Annotated in this window: 16 protein-coding genes; 8 read left to right on the forward strand and 8 right to left on the reverse strand. The window is 63.5% G+C overall.

Features of this window, described 5'->3' with window-relative positions:
- Nucleotides 1–61: 61 nt before the first annotated feature.
- Nucleotides 62–1387: a flagellar protein export ATPase FliI gene (gene fliI / locus M2427_RS30125; protein WP_280710506.1), complete on the reverse strand. Its 1326-nt coding sequence runs from the start codon at nucleotides 1385–1387 to the stop codon at nucleotides 62–64.
- A 416-nt stretch (nucleotides 1388–1803) separates the two neighbouring features.
- Between fliI and M2427_RS30130 the strand changes: the two genes are divergently transcribed.
- Nucleotides 1804–2505, forward strand: coding sequence for a response regulator transcription factor CtrA (locus M2427_RS30130; RefSeq protein ID WP_008138878.1), 702 nt, complete (start codon nucleotides 1804–1806; stop codon nucleotides 2503–2505).
- An 89-nt stretch (nucleotides 2506–2594) separates the two neighbouring features.
- Here M2427_RS30130 and M2427_RS30135 read toward each other — a convergent pair whose 3' ends face one another.
- The gene (locus M2427_RS30135; RefSeq protein ID WP_280710507.1) at nucleotides 2595–4181 is read right to left on the reverse strand and encodes a hypothetical protein; all 1587 of its coding nucleotides are present in this window, start codon (nucleotides 4179–4181) and stop codon (nucleotides 2595–2597) included.
- Between the two features lie 74 nt (nucleotides 4182–4255).
- Nucleotides 4256–6073 (reverse strand): CHAT domain-containing protein, encoded by a 1818-nt coding sequence (locus tag M2427_RS30140; RefSeq protein ID WP_280710508.1) that lies wholly within the window; start codon nucleotides 6071–6073, stop codon nucleotides 4256–4258.
- A gap of 274 nt (nucleotides 6074–6347) precedes the next feature.
- Here M2427_RS30140 and M2427_RS30145 point away from each other — a divergent pair, with 274 nt between their 5' ends.
- The 5 genes from M2427_RS30145 (at nucleotide 6348) to M2427_RS30165 (ending at nucleotide 8375) form a co-directional block, all read left to right on the forward strand.
- Nucleotides 6348–6752: a DUF350 domain-containing protein gene (locus tag M2427_RS30145; protein ID WP_280710509.1), complete on the forward strand. Its 405-nt coding sequence runs from the start codon at nucleotides 6348–6350 to the stop codon at nucleotides 6750–6752.
- Between the two features lies 1 nt (nucleotide 6753).
- Nucleotides 6754–7164 (forward strand): hypothetical protein, encoded by a 411-nt coding sequence (locus M2427_RS30150; protein ID WP_280710510.1) that lies wholly within the window; start codon nucleotides 6754–6756, stop codon nucleotides 7162–7164.
- A 115-nt stretch (nucleotides 7165–7279) separates the two neighbouring features.
- The gene (locus M2427_RS30155; RefSeq protein WP_280710511.1) at nucleotides 7280–7528 is read left to right on the forward strand and encodes a hypothetical protein; all 249 of its coding nucleotides are present in this window, start codon (nucleotides 7280–7282) and stop codon (nucleotides 7526–7528) included.
- 318 nt (nucleotides 7529–7846) lie between these two features.
- Complete coding sequence (locus tag M2427_RS30160) at nucleotides 7847–8092, forward strand: hypothetical protein (RefSeq protein ID WP_280710512.1); 246 nt, start codon at nucleotides 7847–7849, stop codon at nucleotides 8090–8092.
- 37 nt (nucleotides 8093–8129) lie between these two features.
- On the forward strand, nucleotides 8130–8375 hold the full coding sequence (locus tag M2427_RS30165) for a hypothetical protein (RefSeq protein ID WP_280710513.1): 246 nt from the start codon (nucleotides 8130–8132) through the stop codon (nucleotides 8373–8375).
- A gap of 75 nt (nucleotides 8376–8450) precedes the next feature.
- Here the strand turns inward: M2427_RS30165 and M2427_RS30170 are convergent, their stop codons facing one another.
- A complete protein-coding gene (locus tag M2427_RS30170; RefSeq protein ID WP_280710514.1) occupies nucleotides 8451–8768 on the reverse strand; it encodes a hypothetical protein in 318 nt (105 codons plus the stop codon).
- Nucleotides 8769–9709: 941 nt separating this feature from the next.
- Between M2427_RS30170 and M2427_RS30175 the strand changes: the two genes are divergently transcribed.
- Nucleotides 9710–9958, forward strand: coding sequence for a hypothetical protein (locus tag M2427_RS30175; RefSeq protein ID WP_280710515.1), 249 nt, complete (start codon nucleotides 9710–9712; stop codon nucleotides 9956–9958).
- Between the two features lie 3 nt (nucleotides 9959–9961).
- On the forward strand, nucleotides 9962–11122 hold the full coding sequence (locus M2427_RS30180) for a glutathionylspermidine synthase family protein (protein ID WP_280710516.1): 1161 nt from the start codon (nucleotides 9962–9964) through the stop codon (nucleotides 11120–11122).
- A gap of 55 nt (nucleotides 11123–11177) precedes the next feature.
- Here the strand turns inward: M2427_RS30180 and M2427_RS30185 are convergent, their stop codons facing one another.
- The 4 genes from M2427_RS30185 to M2427_RS30200 all read right to left on the reverse strand — a co-directional run.
- The gene (locus tag M2427_RS30185; protein ID WP_280710517.1) at nucleotides 11178–12050 is read right to left on the reverse strand and encodes a protein-glutamate O-methyltransferase CheR; all 873 of its coding nucleotides are present in this window, start codon (nucleotides 12048–12050) and stop codon (nucleotides 11178–11180) included.
- Entirely contained in the window at nucleotides 12047–13243 is a 1197-nt protein-coding gene (locus M2427_RS30190) for a chemotaxis response regulator protein-glutamate methylesterase (RefSeq protein ID WP_280710518.1), read from the reverse strand. Before M2427_RS30190 ends, M2427_RS30185 begins: the two co-directional genes overlap by 4 nt.
- Before the next feature lie 74 nt (nucleotides 13244–13317).
- A complete protein-coding gene (locus M2427_RS30195) occupies nucleotides 13318–13683 on the reverse strand; it encodes a response regulator (protein ID WP_007600538.1) in 366 nt (121 codons plus the stop codon).
- A gap of 73 nt (nucleotides 13684–13756) precedes the next feature.
- The coding region (locus M2427_RS30200) for a chemotaxis protein CheW (protein ID WP_280710519.1) at nucleotides 13757–14005 on the reverse strand (249 nt) is incomplete at its 5' end.

Raw genomic sequence — 14005 nt, forward strand, 5'->3', positions numbered from 1 at the left:
GCCCAATCAGGGCCAAGACCGGCTCTGCTACTCTGTGAGATCGGATGATGACGGGACAAAGTTAGCGTTCCGTTTCCAAATTACCGAGGATTTGCGCCAACTGACGGTAGCCGTCCGCCAGCGATGCATTTTCGTCCTTGCGCTGGCGCAGGAACGCCTCGAGCGGCTCGTGCAGGCGGATCGCCTCGTCGACCTCGGGGCTGGAGCCGGCCCGGTAGGCGCCCAGCCGGATCAGCTCCTCCATGTCGGCGTAGGTCGCCATCACCGCCCGCGCCTTCTGGATAACAGGCCAGAACTCCGGGTCGGCCGATTTCGGCATGGTGCGGGAGACCGATTTGAGGATGTTGATCGCCGGATATCGACCGCGCTCCGCGATCGAGCGCTGCATCACGATATGACCGTCGAGGATGCCGCGGACGGCGTCCGCGATCGGCTCGTTGTGATCGTCGCCGTCGACCAGCACGGTGAAGATCGCGGTGATGGCGCCCTCCCCGAGACCCGGGCCTGCGCGCTCCAAGAGCTTCGGCAACTCGGTGAAGACGGTCGGCGTGTAGCCCTTGGCGGTCGGCGGCTCGCCGGCGGACAGGCCGATCTCGCGCTGCGCCATGGCAAAGCGCGTCACCGAGTCCATCAGGCAGAGCACGTCCTGGCCCTCGTCGCGAAAATATTCGGCGATGGCGAGCGTCAGATACGCCGCCTGCCGGCGCATCAGCGCCGGCTCGTCGGAGGTCGCGACGACAACGACGGAACGCGCGAGGCCCTCCTCGCCAAGGTCGTCCTGCAGGAACTCCTGCACCTCGCGGCCGCGTTCGCCGATCAGCCCGATGACGCTGACGGCGGCATCGACGTTGCGCGCGAGCATCGAGAGCAGCACCGATTTGCCGACGCCGGAACCTGCGAAGATACCCATGCGCTGGCCGCGGCAGCAGGTGAGAAACGTGTTCATCGCGCGCACGCCGAGATCGAGCGGCGCGCCGACACGCTTGCGCGAATGCGCCGGCGGCGGCGAATTGCGGTACGGCATTGGCGAAGCGCCTTGCGGCAACGGCCCCTTGCCGTCGATCGGCTCGCCCAGCGCATTGACGACGCGGCCGAGCCAGGCCGACGACGGACGCACTTGATTGGCGGCATTGGCGATGACGGCCTTGCAGCCGCGGCGCACGCCATCGAGGCCGGCGAACGGCATCACGACGGCATTGCTGCCGGAGAAACCGATCACCTCGCAAGGGATGGAACGGTTGGCGCCGGTCTCGATCACGAGGCGCGCGCCGACCGACATCGCATGGATGGGGCCGGCCACCTCGACCATCAGGCCGCGCACGCCAACCACGCGGCCATAGATATTGACGCCGTCAATGTCGCCGATCTGCTCGGCCAAAGCCTTCATGAGGGGGCCTTCATTAAGGTGGTCGCCTTCGATATCCGGGCTTTCACGGCGAAACCCTTAAATTTCGCCATATTTCTGAACGCCGCTTAACTTCATGTTTACCCGCATCATTAATCATTGCGTCACTGTCTTTGTGACTGAGCGTGGCTCCCCTTCAGAAGAAGGCTGAGTCGCGGGAGTCGGTTAGGCCCGACTCTTAAAGTGGAACTTGAACGGCGCCGGGTAACGAAAGCTGCTTCGCGCGCAAGACCTTAGGGCGATTCGAGAAAAATTGCACCCGGGGGACTTGCGTTCCAGAATCAGGATTTGTTAACCATCTGTTGTCAGGATCCGAATCAGTTGTTCAAAGGCGTTTTGTTGAGTGCCGCGAATGCGGCCGACCTGACGCCCAGGAGCGGCGACTATGGGGAACTGGCATGCGCGTTTTGCTGATTGAAGATGACAGCGCCGTCGCGCAGTCGATCGAGCTGATGCTGAAGTCTGAGAGCTTCAACGTCTACACGACCGATTTGGGGGAAGAAGGCGTCGATCTCGGTAAATTATACGATTACGACATTATCCTTCTCGACCTCAACCTGCCCGACATGTCCGGCTACGACGTGCTCAAGCAGCTCCGGGTCTCCAAGATCAAGACACCGATCCTGATCCTCTCCGGCCTCGCCGGCATCGAGGACAAGGTCAAGGGTCTCGGCGTCGGCGCCGACGACTACATGACCAAACCCTTCCATAAAGACGAGCTGGTTGCCCGCATCCACGCGATCGTGCGCCGCTCCAAGGGTCACGCCCAGTCGGTCATCCAGACCGGCGACCTCGTCGTCAACCTCGACACCAAGACGGTCGAAGTCGGTGGCCAGCGCGTGCACCTGACCGGCAAGGAATACCAGATGCTGGAGCTGCTCTCGCTCCGCAAGGGTACGACCCTGACCAAGGAAATGTTCCTCAACCACCTTTATGGCGGCATGGACGAGCCCGAGCTGAAGATCATCGACGTCTTCATCTGCAAGCTCCGCAAGAAGCTCGCCAACGCGTCCGAGGGACGCAACTTCATCGAGACCGTGTGGGGCCGCGGCTACGTGCTGCGCGAGCCGCACGAGCACGAAGAGCGCATCCCGGCCTGATCCGTTTACGTCGCGAGCCCTGTCGGGCTCGCTCCTCCCAAGCCTGGACCCCGCCGCAAATGGCGGGGTTTTGTTTTTTGGAGGCGTCGTCAGACGCTCGCGAGCGCGGGACTTGCGAGATCGGGGCTCCTTACCGGGACGCGCGCAGCTGCTTCGCGCAGCCAGGCGATCAACGCAAAGCCGATGATGAACCCGAACGCGAAGGTCGGAACCACAAACGACCACAAGAACGGCCATGCGGGGACGTTGTCGACGACCTTCATCACCGGTATGGGGCTGACCAGGTGGATGGCCATCAGCACCCACAGCATCACCGTCATGCCGCCGCCGAAGACGAGGCCGTCGCGCATCTGCCGGGTTATCCGAGACCGCCTGCTCCACGTCGAATCCTGCACCAGGAGCGCTGCCATCGTCGCAATCCCCCAGGGGAAGATCAGGACCGGCAGTTCGTGCAGGACGACGTCGAGATAGGACTCGTGCGGAAACTGGTAGAAGTCAAACAGCGCCTGAAGCGGAAAAAAGAACAGCAGCGCACTCCAGAGACCGATCGTCAGGATGAATCGGACCGGCAGCTGGCCGAAAATCGTCTCGTTCGCGAACGCGTATTGCCGCTTGAAGTAATAGACGAGCCAGAAGTTCACGATGAGATAGAGCGGCGTTACCACCAGCGTCCGCAGCATGGCGACGTATTGCTCGCCGGGCATATGGACGACCTTGCCGGACCCGATCAGCCACGCCACGCACCAGACAAAGGCGAAGCCCGCCACGACCGCCACGAACTTCAGGATGCCTGGCGGGGCCGGCTCCAGCGTGAAGCCGATCGCCGCTAACCTTCCCCGGCTGCGGGCAAGCGTCCACTCGCCGGCGAGCGAGGCGCGCGCAGCAAACAGCAGCAGATTGTTGAGCAGCGAATCCATGTCCTTGCGCAGGTCTTCCAGCATGCATCCTGCCGCGGTCTGGGCGGCAAGTTGAAGCTGGCTGACCACGCTGTGGCGGGTCGAGAGCTGGTCGAGCGCCTGCCAGTCATCAGGCTCGACCTGGCTGTCCTCCATGATCGCACCGTAGACCTCCGCGCTGCTCTTGAGCACGCGGACGGTGCGGAAGCAGAGCGAATCGTAGACCGCGAGCAGCTCCGTATAGAGATCGGAATTTCGTTCCATGAAAGCCTGATGCTCGGAGGCCCAGCGCTCGAAATGAAGCATGAGCGCCGAGATCTTGAGGAGGCGCGACTGGATCGCGGTCGATTGCACGGCGCGGAAATCGTCGATCTGGTAGCCGATCCTGGACAGCTTGCGCTGGAGGCTCGGCATGTCGTCCGGCCCAACCTGGAACGGTGCAGTGGCCAGCATGTCGCGCAACGCCAACGCGCCGGCGGGAATCCCGGCCAGTTGCTGGCATAATTGACGCCACGCCTTCGGCGCGACAGGAATGAGCCAGGCGAACATCAGGATCCAGACTGAGGCCAGCGGCGACAGCCTGTCGGGAAGAAGGGCGTAGATCAGCAAAAACGGCGTGATGAAGACGGCGAGGCCGAACAGAAACAGCGGCCGCGTCGTGAATGAACGGGTCCCCTTCATCGTATGAAACCGGAACCAGTAGAACAGCACGACCAGAAGCGGTCCGCCGAAGGACTCGAAGATCGCGTTCAGGAGGTCGACGACATGAGCAAGCGGCACGATGAACTCCTATTGCTAGGGTCCGCTGTTGAAAGGCACGCCGGACAGTGCAGCATCCGGCGAGCGCAAGAGAGTCATGCAGCCTCGGCAACCATCTTGGCCTTCTGGACCAGGAGATCGATGTTGTCAGGCGCCAGCGCAATCGCGCTGTCCATATCGGTCTGGGCTTTCGCCACGTCCTTGAGCAGGGCAAAGGCATTGGCGCGAGACACCAGATATTTCGGCTCGTTCCCGTTGATCGCGATCGCCGTGCTGAAGGCCTTGATCGCCTCCTCGACATAGCCGCGCTTGTCGTCGCTGCCGGCGGCGGTCATGCTGACGATCCCCTTGATCCAGTAGAACTCCGCGTTACCAGGCTTGAGCTTGATCGCCTCGGTGATGTCGCCGAGCGCATTCTCGTAGAGACCGACCGTCACGTTGAAGTTGGCGCGGCGCACGAAATATTCGGGCTTCGTCGGATCGAGCTTCAGCATGTAGGCGAAGCTCGCGGCGGCCTTCGAGATCTGCTTCTGCTTGTGCTGAAGCGTACCGAGATCGAAATAGACCTTCGCGAGCCGGGCCGAGAGTTCGCTGTCATCCGCAAGCAGGCCATGCAGCTCCTGTCCGCGCCGGGTCAGTTCCTCCAGCGCCTCGATCGTGGCGGCACCGGCGGCAAGCGCCTCCATGAATTCATCGCGCCGCTGTTGCAGCATCTGCTTCGAGGGACGCGCCGCCTCAGGCGGAGGCACGGGCGGCTGCGGCGCTTCGACGTCGAAGATCCGGCCGTCCGGCGAGCGCATGTAAAGAACCGGAATTCCCCACTCGACCCGGGACTTCTCCTGGATGAATTTGCGCGCGAGCGTCACCGCATCGTCGATCGGACGATTGCCGGCGAGCGCTGCGTAAAAGCCTTCCGACATCGAGATCGCGGCGTTGTCGGTGATCGGAAACTGCATCGCCACCACGGCAGGCAGCCATCCCGTCTTCATCAGCCCGATCGCCGGATTACCGAAGCGGTCGCCGACATTGATCCTGGCGCTTTCGCAGCAATTGAGCACGATCAGGCGCAGGCTGCGCTTTGCCCCCGTCAGCATCATCGCGAGGTCAGTGGCGAACTTCTTCACCGGCTTGCCGTCCTCGTCGACCATGACGACGAAGCCGGACGCGCCGGCTCCAGGCAAGGCTTCCTCGACCCCGCCATGCCCGATGAAGTGGAAGATGTGCCAGTCGCCTTCCAGCAGTTTCTTCATCAGGTCTTTGCCGGTCCCGCCAGGGACCCATTGGAAATCGACCTTGCCTTCGTGCTGGAGCGCGTCGATGCCCTTGTTGATGCGGTCGCGCTCCTTGACGACGTTGAGCTTCGGCCATTCGCTGGTCGAGGGATCGGCGATCATGCCGAGGATGCGCAGCGGTCCCTTGACGCCCATCCGGCCGACGCCGCCCGCCGTCTCGAGGTAGCGCACGATGGGGCGCGTGAGGCTGACGAAGCCGGGCATGTCGTCTTCGTCGTAGAGATATTCCCATGGCAGTCCGGCAAGGTCGGCCGCCTCGATGCGCAACTTGATCCTCAGATCCTGGGCCGCGCCCTTGCTGCGCTCATAGATCCGCTGGATCGACGGCACGTCGGTGAAGACGCTGCGGAACACGCCGCGGCCGAAATCCCGCAGCACCTGCTCGCCGCGCGTGGCCGGACCCTGGTGATTCTTTTCGTCGATCTCGAGGACCGCGTTTTCCAGTTCGCCGCGCAGCTTGGCCAACTCGCCGGGCGCGGAGAACCAGAACTTGACCTGGCTCTTCGGTGCCTCGCCGGCCGGAGACCTGACGACGCGACCGTAATATTGCTGAGGGCCGCCGCCCAGGGGCAGATCGGAGCCGATCTCGAGCTCGAAATCTTCGTATTCGGCAACAGGCATTGTGAGCCTCACTCAACAAGATTTTGATCTGAACGAAGAAGCCCTCGAATTAGCCTGGCCGATTGCAACCAGGACGACCGCAACATCAAGCACCAGACTATCACACGCAACCTCGAGACGCATTTGTGAAGCATGTCTCATGCGGCCCGAAATCTTGTGCAGCGCCGATCCCGCCGCAATGCGCGGTCTCTTTCTGGGGATCGAACCTGAAGGCCTGGTGCGGCGACCAAGCGATCGTGCCAGAATTCGCGCCGCAACCGTCGGACCTCCCCTCATGATCCTGCAATCGCTCGCCGGCCTGCCCGCCTTTCTGGTCTATTTCTGCACCGGGCTGATCGCGATAGTAGCATACCTGTTCGTCTACACGCGGATTACGCCGCACAACGAGTTCCAGCTCATTCGCGACAACGACCCTGCCGCAGCGATTGCGCTCGGCCTCAGCCTGCTCGGCTTCGTCGCGCCGCTGTTCAGCGCGATCGCACATTCCGCCAACGTGCTGGACTGTCTGATCTGGGCTGCAATCGCCCTGATCGTGCAGGTCGCGGTGTTCTACATCGTGAAAATTCCGGTGCCGAACCTGTCGGGGCGGATCGCCGCCGGTGAGCTCGCACCCGCGATCTGGCTCGGCCTGTCCTCGCTCGCCGCGGGCCTCTTGAACGCCGCCAGCATGATCTATTGATATGGCCGCCGATCCACCCAGCAAGGAGTTCGGCAAACGCCGACCGCGCCGGCCGGCGGACCTGCCGCTGCCGCCGCGCGAGCCGGTGAAGCGCTCGGGTCATGTCGCGCTGCTGATCATGGGCACGATCGCGGTCGGTACCACCGCCTTTGTGCTGATGCCGCGGCGAAACTGCGATCCCACGCCTCCCGCGGCGACAGTCCCCGGCGCAACGGCGCCTGCGCAGACGAGCGCCAACTGCAGCAGCAGCTCATCCGGCGGCAGCGGCTCGCACTGGTCGTCGCGATCGGGTTTCTACAGCAGCGACTCCTCAAGTCATTCCTCGTCGGGAGGGTCGTCCGATGGAGGCTCCGGCGGCGTCACGCGCGGCGGCTTCGGCTCATTCGGCCACGGCTTTTCGGGCGGCGGCTAAAGCCGCCACGAGCTTGAGACACGTCAAATCCGGACCACCGCGCGTCTGTATCTTGCCTCCTCGATGATCATCCGCCCGCACGGGCAACTGGGATCGAGGTGCAACGATGCGCATCATGATGACTTCCGCTCTCGCCCTACTCGCTCTGGTGTCGCTGCCGGTCATCGTGAAGGCCGAGTCCTGCCCGCCCGGCACGGTTCAGGTCTGTCCACCGCCGGCGAAAACCCGTCCCCCCGGCGGCCCGCCGGCGTGGTGTCGCTGTGAAGGTCCGCCGGGCAGCCCGACCTGGGGCGGCAGGGCCGAGATTCACAAGAAGAACGTGCCGACGGTGAAGCCAGGCAAGTCGCCCGGTCCCAACGACTGAGCGTGGACCGACAATGTCCCGGTCAATCGAGAGGTGAAACGATGCGTCCATTGATGAGTTCTGCGCTTGCGCTCCTCGCGCTGTTGTCGCTATCAGCCGCTGTTCAAGCCGGCCCCTGTCCGCCCGGCATGGTGCAGGTTTGCCTACCGCAGCCGGCGGACCGACCGCCAAACCGTCCCACGCCATGCAAATGCGACTATCCGCCCGGCACCAGTTGGGGCGGTGGCGGCGGCACGGCCGAGATTCACAAAAAGAACGTGCCGAGCGTGAAGGCGAACAAGGCGCCCGGCCCCAATGATTGAACGTGGAGGTGCAACCATGCGTATCACGATGACGTCGGCCCTCGGCCTGCTCGCGCTTGCATCGCTGTCCGTTGCCGCGGAAGCCCGGCCTTGCCCATCCGGCTATGTCCGGATTTGCCGGCAATCCCCGCCGCCTCTGTGCCATTGCGAGCCCCAACAGACGCAGGGCAACGCGCCCTGGGGCAATCAGGGCAAGGCCGAGATCCACAAGCACAACGTGCCGACCGCCAAGCCAAACAAGTCGCCGGGCCCCAACAACTGAGCCGGGCCGGGTCTATCCAGACAATCGAGGTGCAACGATGCGTACCGTGACATTGACGCTTGGCCTGCTTGCGCTGCTATCATTTTCCGCGGCGGTCGAAGCAGCACCCTGCCCGTTTCCGCAGGTGCGGGTTTGCGAGCCGCAACCGAATCCGCCGGTGCGCCCGCCGCAATGCCGCTGCACAAATCCGCCGGGCAGCCCGACCTGGGGCGGCAAAGCCGAGATTCACAAGAAGAACGTGCCGACCGTGAAGCCGAGCAAATCGCCCGGTTCAAACGACTGACGTGAACGCGCCCAACGCGTAGAGCGCGACGGCAACACCATCGCGCTCTCTTCGATTCCAGGGTGCGAAAACGCTCTAATGCACCTTCTTTGCAGTGTCCGGCCGCGGCGGCTCCGGCTGCGGGTTGAGCCAGTTGCCGCCCTGAATGGGCCTGTTGCTGCCGGCCGGCGATGGCGGCTCGGGCTGCGGATTAAGCCAGTTCGTCTGCGGGCGCTCGACCTTCGTCCGTTTGGTCTTCGTTGTCGTCGGGTGGGGCGTCGTGGTCTGCTGCGTCCCGGTCTGCGTCAGACTGCCGGCCCCAGCGGTCGAGCTTGCAGCGCTCGCCACATTCCATTTGCCGGCGCAGGCGAGGCTTGCGACCGCAACTGCCGCGATGAACATTCCGCGCATCATGACCTTTCTCCCCTACTGTTCAATCTGCCGCCGAATGCGAGGTACCGGTGTCGGCCGCACGATCGGCAAACAGAACGGCGAGCATTCAGCTCGCGCGCGATGTCGGCGATCACGTTGGTCAAGCACCATCGAGCAGATGACAATGCATGGACAAGGATCATCTTGATGGAACGACCATGCGGCAATGTTTGGGGCTGATCACGCCCGTTTGGTTTGAGCGGGATCAACGAACACGCATTTTTCGAATCGAGACGAGAAACCGGACCTGTCCCTACAGTGAAACCTCTGGCGGTGGCGACGCGTCAAACCCGCGCTGCGCAGCTCTGGGTGTTGAGGCATATCAAGATACGGTGCGAATGCGTTGGCATCCTCCTCCGGATTTACGAGGGCCGGCACATGAGACGCGACAAAGCAGCAACATTCACCGCAGCAACCCAAGCCGTGCTTGTTCTAGCTGCTGTAGCAGTGCCCACAGCGGCTCAGGCGGTGAAGGGACACTGCCCGGGAGGCCAGCATTGGCAGTGCACCACCTACGCGACGTCTCAAGAGAACGGCGCGTGGTATGACGCAAAGACCGGGCAATGGTACAATAAATCATGCAGTTGCCAGGACGCCGGAGGATCATTCGGCGGCGGAGGAGTCGGCTCATACGGTCATGCCGAGATCCACAAGACGAACGTACCGACCGTCAAGCCGTCAAGTATCGGTCCGACGAGTCTTGCCCGTCCTCCGCTGGGGCTCAAGGTGACGCCCCGCGCGCCCACGCCGACGTTCCAGCCCGGACGAACGTTCTGACATTCCTCCCCTTGGACCTGACAATGCCGCACGATGCCGTGAGACGTGCGGCTTTCGCTTGTCTCCACGCGGGCATGTGACGGAAACTCCGACGACACCGGGAATCGAAGACTGGGCCGCAAATCATGAAACGTTCGCGACGGGTCATGCTCACAATGATGGGAAGTGCAGCGGCCAGCGCGGTCTCGCTCGGATTCGTGCGCCGCAAGCCGGTGTGCGGCTCCGGGCTCGAAGCCGTTCCCGGCATCGACGGCAAGCCCTATTGCCGGCCGAGCTATGGCGGCTTCGGCGGCACGCTGCATCGCATGCACGGCCATGGCGGACACGGTCATGGCGGTCATGGCGGTCATGGCGGTCATGGCGGTCATGGCGGTCATGGTCACGGCGGCGGCTGACACATGCAACGCATCATTTGTCCCGAACGCGACGACTGGCAACAGACAGCCGAACAATGCGGCTTCGCCTTCCACACCATCGACGGCGAACGCTATTGGGACGAGCGCGCCTATTACGCCTTCACGCTCGACGAGATCGAGCGCTCAATCGAGACGCCGACCGGCGAGATCGATGCGATGTGCCTGGAGCTTGCCGGCCGCGTCATTGGTAGCGAGCAGCACTTGCGGCGGCTCAAAATTCCGGAAGCGTTCTGGGACCTGATCGCCGAGAGCTGGAAGCGCGACGACCGCAGCCTTTACGGTCGGCTCGATCTCAAGTTTGACGGCGAGGCGCCTGCAAAGCTGCTCGAATACAACGCGGATACGCCGACCTCGATCTTCGAGGCCGCGGTGTTTCAATGGACCTGGCTCGAGCAGGCCATCGAGCGGCGCATCATCCCCGCGCGTGCCGATCAGTTCAATTCGATCCACGAGCGGCTGATCGCGGCGTGGAAGGACATTGCCGCGGGCAAGCATCTGCATCTCACCGGAACCACCGGCAATGAGGAGGACGCGGGCACGCTCGCCTATCTCGAAGACACGGCACGGCAGGCGGGCCTCTCGACCACGCTGCTCGACATCGAGGCGATCGGCTGGCGCGATGAGGCCGGCGGCTTCGTCGATCTCGATGACAACGAGATGGAGCTGGTCTTCAAGCTCTATCCCTGGGAATGGATGTTCCACGATGCCTTCGGCGCAAAGCTCAAGGACGCACCGACACGCTGGATCGAGCCGCCATGGAAGGCGGTACTCTCCAACAAGGGCATCCTGCCGCTGCTCTGGGAGATGTTTCCAAATCATCCCAATCTGCTGCCGGCCTTCTTCGAGGACGACCCGCGCGCCGCCGAGTTCGGCAGCTCCTATGTCCGCAAGCCGCTGCTGTCGCGCGAAGGCGCCAATGTCACGCTGGTCTCGGGCGGAATGTCACTCGACGAACACGCCGGCCCCTATGGCGCGGAAGGTTTTGTGCGCCAGGCGCTGTCGCCACTGCCGAATTTCTCCGGCGTCTATCCGGTGATCGGAAGCTGGCTGGTGAATCACGAACCCTGCGGGCTTTCGATCCGCGAAGACGAAAGCCCGATCACCGGAAACAGCTCGCGGTTTCTGCCACACGCGATTTTGTGAGGGCTTGTCATTCCGGGGCGCGACAAAGTCGCGAGCCCGGAATGTCGAGGAGAGATTACCTCGCCGCGGCGACCTTCAGTGGTTGCGGCATCAGTCCGCCCATCGCCCGGCCGGAACGCACCGGATTGAGCTGGTAGAGACCACGGCGGTCGGAGATGGGGCGGAACGCATCGGTGATGCCGACCACGGATTCGGCGGCGCCCAGCAGCAGCGTGCCGTCTGCTTCCAGACCCTTCGCCATGCGCTCGAAGATCATGGCCTTGGTGTCCTGGTCGAAATAGATCAGAACGTTGCGGCAGAAGATCACGTCGAACGTGCCGAGATGGGAAAAGTCCTGCAGCAGATTGAGCTGGCGGAACTGCACCATCGACCGGACATCGGCGTTGAGCTGCCAGACGTCGCTCGCTTGCGTGAAGTATTTCATCAGCAGCTGGATCGGCAGGCCGCGCTGGACCTCGAACTGGCTGTAGACGCCAGCCTTGCACTTTTCCAGCACTTCCTGCGACAGATCGGTCGCGACGATCTCGATGCGCCAGCCCGCGAGCGCGGCGCCCATCTCCTTCAGGCACATCGCGATCGAATAGGGCTCCTGCCCCGTCGACGACGCCGCCGACCAGATGCGCAGCGATTTGCGCGCGGCGCGGGCCTGGATCAGGCCGGGCATGATGCTGTCGCGCAGATGATCGAACGGGATCTTGTCGCGAAAGAAGAACGTCTCGTTGGTGGTCATGGCCTCGACCACGTCGGTCGCAAGCCGGCCATCGCCGTTCCTGATCTTCAGAACGAGATCCGGGATGCCTGATAGGCTCGCCTTTCGGGCCAGCGGCAACAGCCGACTCTCGACCAGGTACTGCTTGTCGGGCGAGAGATCGAGACCGGAGCGTTCTTTCAGGAACTTGCGCAGATAGTCGTAATCCGCGGGCGTCACGCGCGGTCTCCCGCGAACAGGCGGTTGACCTTGGCGCCGATCTGGTTGAGCGGGAGGATTGCCGCGCAGATGCCGGCATTGGCGGCCGCACCCGGCATGCCCCAGACCACGCTGGACGCTTCGTCCTGCGCGATCACGCTGCCGCCGGCCGCGACGATGTCCTTGCCGCCGCGCATACCGTCGGAGCCCATGCCGGTCAGGATCACGGAGAGAATGTTGCCGTGCCAGATGTCGATGGCCGAGGTGAAGAGCGGATCGACCGCGGGCTTGCAGAAATTGACGGCGGGGCCGTCGTCGAGCGCGATCGCGGCCTCCGCGCCGTTGCGCACGACGCGCATATGCTTGCCGCCCGGCGCGAGATAGATCCGGCCGGGCTTCACCGGCTCACCATCGATCGCCTCGGCTGACGGCCGGCGGCTCGATCGCGCCAGATGCTCGGCGAGAATGGTCGTGAAGGTCGGCGGCATGTGCTGGGTGATCAGCACCGGGAAGCGGTCGATCACTGGGCCGAGTTCGGTGACGAGCGACATCAGCGCCTGCGGGCCACCGGTCGAGGAGCCGATCAACAGCACCTTCGGCGCCTGGGACGAGAACGGGCGCGTGGACATCGCGCCCGGAAACAGGGTTTGCGGAGCCGGTGCGGGCGCGGCGGGCCGCGCGATAGCTGATGCACGTGCAGCCGGGGCAGCCGGGCTCGTGGGTGCGAGCGGCGGGCTCGCCACGGCCGGCTTCCGGCGCAGGCGCGCGCCGAGGTGACGAATCTTCTGGATCAGGTCGTGATGGAAGACATCGGCGGCGGACGTCTCGCGCGTCGATTCAGGTTTCGGAATGTAATCGGCCGCGCCGAGCGACAGCGCCTTGAAGCTGATCTCCGCGTTGCGGCGAGTCAGCGTCGAGGCCATGATGATGACGAGATCGCGTTTCTTTGCCAGCAGCTGCGGCAACGCCGAGATGCCGTCGAGCTCGGGCATTTCGATGTCGAGCACGGCAACATCGGGATTGATGCGTTCGAGCTGGTTGACCGCCTCGAGCCCGGTGCGCAGCGAAGCCGCGACCTCCATATCGTGCTCGGCTCCGATCCAGCGCGAGATCAGACCGCGTATGACGACGGAGTCGTCGACGATCATGACCCGCAGCGGCCCAGCTTCGCGCGACGGGCTCGTGATCGAACTACCTGCGAACGCAACACTCATTACTCACCAACTCAGACTGAAACGGTTTAGTTGAAAACAAACGCCGAAGGATCCGTCCAGCCTCCGGTATTCGCTCAGATCAGGCCGACTTCCTGGAACTTCGCCGTCACGATGTCCTTGTCGAACGGCTTCATGATGTACTCGTTGGCGCCGGCGTGCAGCGCGCGCGCAATATGCGCCACGTCGTTCTCGGTGGTGCAGAACACGACCTTCGGCTGGTCGCCGCCGGGCATGCGGCGCAGATGGCCGAGGAATTCGTAGCCGTCCATGACCGGCATGTTCCAGTCGAGCAGCACGGCATCGGGCAACCCGCGCTTGCAGGCCTCGAGCGCCTTCTCACCGTCCTCGGCTTCGAGAATCTGGAAGTCGAGACCTTCCAGGATCCGGCGCGCAACCTTGCGGATGACGCTGGAATCATCAACGACGAGACAAGTTCGCATGTGAACCTCTGCTTCCTATCCCCTGTGCGGGGGCACTTCCAATTGCAGGCACGTCGGCGGCAATGGCGCCGTATCAGGCCGCCATCATCTCGGGTGCGAGCTCGAGAACGCGATCGACGTCGAGGACGACCATGAGCTGGCCGTCGAGGCGGTGGACACCGCCGGCGAGCTTGGCCATGCGGGGGTCGAGGTTGACGGGGTTCTCTTCCTTGCCGTCCTCGGGCAGGCGCAGCACCTCGCCGATCTGGTCGATCAGGAGGCCATAGGATTCACCGCGCAGGTCGACGCCGACCGCCATCGGGGTCTTGCCGTCCTCGTCCCT

The organism is Bradyrhizobium sp. BR13661 (assembly GCF_029892425.1).
Classification (GTDB): domain Bacteria; phylum Pseudomonadota; class Alphaproteobacteria; order Rhizobiales; family Xanthobacteraceae; genus Bradyrhizobium.

What these genes read in the sequence shown, in the direction of transcription:
- fliI (WP_280710506.1), bottom strand. Translation starts at nt 1,387, where the DNA reads ATGAAGGCTTTGGCCGAGCAGATCGGCGACATTGACGGCGTCAATATC.
- M2427_RS30130 (WP_008138878.1), top strand. Translation starts at nt 1,804, where the DNA reads ATGCGCGTTTTGCTGATTGAAGATGACAGCGCCGTCGCGCAGTCGATC.
- M2427_RS30140 (WP_280710508.1), bottom strand. Translation starts at nt 6,073, where the DNA reads ATGCCTGTTGCCGAATACGAAGATTTCGAGCTCGAGATCGGCTCCGAT.
- M2427_RS30145 (WP_280710509.1), top strand. Translation starts at nt 6,348, where the DNA reads ATGATCCTGCAATCGCTCGCCGGCCTGCCCGCCTTTCTGGTCTATTTC.
- M2427_RS30150 (WP_280710510.1), top strand. Translation starts at nt 6,754, where the DNA reads ATGGCCGCCGATCCACCCAGCAAGGAGTTCGGCAAACGCCGACCGCGC.
- M2427_RS30155 (WP_280710511.1), top strand. Translation starts at nt 7,280, where the DNA reads ATGATGACTTCCGCTCTCGCCCTACTCGCTCTGGTGTCGCTGCCGGTC.
- M2427_RS30160 (WP_280710512.1), top strand. Translation starts at nt 7,847, where the DNA reads ATGCGTATCACGATGACGTCGGCCCTCGGCCTGCTCGCGCTTGCATCG.
- M2427_RS30165 (WP_280710513.1), top strand. Translation starts at nt 8,130, where the DNA reads ATGCGTACCGTGACATTGACGCTTGGCCTGCTTGCGCTGCTATCATTT.
- M2427_RS30170 (WP_280710514.1), bottom strand. Translation starts at nt 8,768, where the DNA reads ATGATGCGCGGAATGTTCATCGCGGCAGTTGCGGTCGCAAGCCTCGCC.
- M2427_RS30175 (WP_280710515.1), top strand. Translation starts at nt 9,710, where the DNA reads ATGCTCACAATGATGGGAAGTGCAGCGGCCAGCGCGGTCTCGCTCGGA.
- M2427_RS30180 (WP_280710516.1), top strand. Translation starts at nt 9,962, where the DNA reads ATGCAACGCATCATTTGTCCCGAACGCGACGACTGGCAACAGACAGCC.
- M2427_RS30190 (WP_280710518.1), bottom strand. Translation starts at nt 13,243, where the DNA reads ATGAGTGTTGCGTTCGCAGGTAGTTCGATCACGAGCCCGTCGCGCGAA.
- M2427_RS30195 (WP_007600538.1), bottom strand. Translation starts at nt 13,683, where the DNA reads ATGCGAACTTGTCTCGTCGTTGATGATTCCAGCGTCATCCGCAAGGTT.